General features: G+C 62.6%; 2 protein-coding genes. Both read left to right on the forward strand.

The window, feature by feature from the left end; all coding sequences use genetic code 11:
• Positions 1 to 2: 2 nt before the first annotated feature.
• Positions 3 to 389 (forward strand): nitrite reductase small subunit NirD, encoded by a 387-nt coding sequence (nirD, locus tag AC1DLB_RS31570; protein WP_018929007.1) that lies wholly within the window; start codon positions 3 to 5, stop codon positions 387 to 389.
• Positions 390 to 420: 31 nt separating this feature from the next.
• On the forward strand, positions 421 to 621 hold a 201-nt coding region (locus tag AC1DLB_RS31575; protein WP_477786475.1), incomplete at its 3' end, for a CBS domain-containing protein.

Genomic DNA, 621 nt, shown 5'->3' on the forward strand with positions numbered 1-621 from the left:
TGATGAGCCAGTCCAATACCCAGCGTGTCGATGCCCTTGCCACCGCAGCCAATGCCCAAGCCTGGCAGGCGGTGTGCAGCCAGCAGGATCTGGTCAGCAACTCCGGCGTTGTCGTCTGGCTCGACGGCGCCCAGGTCGCGCTGTTCTACCTGCCACAAGCCGAAGGCCGCACCCTCTACGCCATCGACAACCATGATCCGCAATCCGGCGCGAACGTCATTGGCCGCGGACTGATCGGCAGTCTCAAGGGTGATCTGGTGGTGGCGTCGCCGATCTACAAGCAGCATTTCCGTCTTGAAGACGGCAGCTGCCTGGAGTACCCGGAACAGCGCCTGCGGGTGTGGCCGGTGCGCTTGAACGCCGGCGTCGTGGAAGTCGCGGCGGCTTGACCGTCGCCCTGGACCGTATCGGAGAACGTTGATGAAAACAGCCGCACAGTTGCTGAAACTGAAGATCGTGCAAAACCAGCAGGTGCACAGCATCGCACCGGATCAGATGGTGCTCGACGCCCTGAAAATGATGGCCGAGAAGAACGTCGGCGCGCTGCCCGTGATCGAAGAAGGGCAGGTGGTCGGCGTCATCAGCGAGCGCGACTATGCGCGCAAGGTGGTGCTACAGGGG

This window comes from Pseudomonas sp. 05N434 (assembly GCF_056396965.1).